Annotated in this window: 1 protein-coding gene; it reads left to right on the plus strand. The window is 64.7% G+C overall.

All coding sequences use genetic code 11. The annotated features are described in order from the left end of the window. Window positions 1–1,214, plus strand: a 1,214-nt coding sequence (locus tag ACETPC_RS23745; RefSeq protein ID WP_380184891.1) for a type VI secretion system Vgr family protein, incomplete at both ends; no start/stop codon positions are given.

The raw sequence follows: 1,214 nt of genomic DNA on the forward strand, positions 1-1,214 counted from the left end.
AACGGCAAAATCACCCGCGTGGGCGTCGGCAGCCGCGAGCTGAACGGCACGCGCTACGCGGTGTACAGCCTGACCATGGAGCCGGACCTGTGGCCGATGAAGCGCGACCGCAACCTGCGCATTTTCCAGGGGCAGACGGCGGTGCAGATAATCAGAACGCTGCTGGGCGAATACGGCGTGGCGGTGGAGGATAAACTTATCGGCAGCTACCGGACCTGGGAATACTGCGTGCAGTACCAGGAGAGCAGCTTCGACTTTATCAGCCGCCTGATGGAGCTGGAGGGGATTTACTACTGGTTCCGCCACGAGCAGGACAGGCACGTTATGGTGCTGGCGGACAGCGAGCAGCAGGGCCGGCCGTTCCCGAATTACGAGTTTATCCCGTATCACCCCACGCCGTCGGGCGGCAGCACCAGCGAAGAGGGGATAAGCGCGTGGGAGATGGAAGAGAGCGTGACGCCGGGCCTCTACAGCACCGACGACTACGACTTCCGCAAGCCGAACGCGTGGATGCTGCAGGCGCGGCAGAACCCGGCGTCGCCCGCGCCGGGCGAGATAGACGTCTACGACTGGCCGGGACATTACGTTGACCACAGCCACGGCGAGTTCTACGCCAGAATCCGCCAGCAGGTATGGCAGGTGGAGCACCAGCAAATCAGCGCGACGGGCACGGCGCTGGGGCTGGCGCCGGGCCACACCTTCGGGCTGCTGAACGCGCCGCTGTTCAGCGACAACGGCGAATACCTGACGGTCAGCGCGGAATACGACTTTGAAGAAAACGGCTACGCCAGCGGCGGCGACGGCACCACCCGGCACAGCATCGCGATACAGGTACTGCCGTCGTCGGTAACCTTCAGGGCGACGCCGAAAACGCCGTGGCCGCGCACGCACGGGCCGCAGACGGCGAAGGTGGTGGGGCCGGCGGGCAAAAGCATCTGGACGGATAAATATGGCCGGGTGAAGGTGAAGTTCCACTGGGACAGGCTGGCAAAAGGCGACGACACCAGCTCGTGCTGGGTACGCGTCTCGAGCGCGTGGGCGGGCCAGGGGTTCGGCGGGGTGCAGATACCGCGCGTCAACGACGAGGTGGTCATCGATTTTATCAACGGCGACCCGGACAGGCCGATAATCACGGGCCGCGTCTACAACGAGGCGAACATGCCGCCGTGGTCGCTGCCGGCGGCGGCGACGCAGATGGGCTTTTTAAGCCGCTC

Source organism: Pantoea sp. sgz302252 (assembly GCF_042610525.1).
Lineage (GTDB): Bacteria > Pseudomonadota > Gammaproteobacteria > Enterobacterales > Enterobacteriaceae > Erwinia.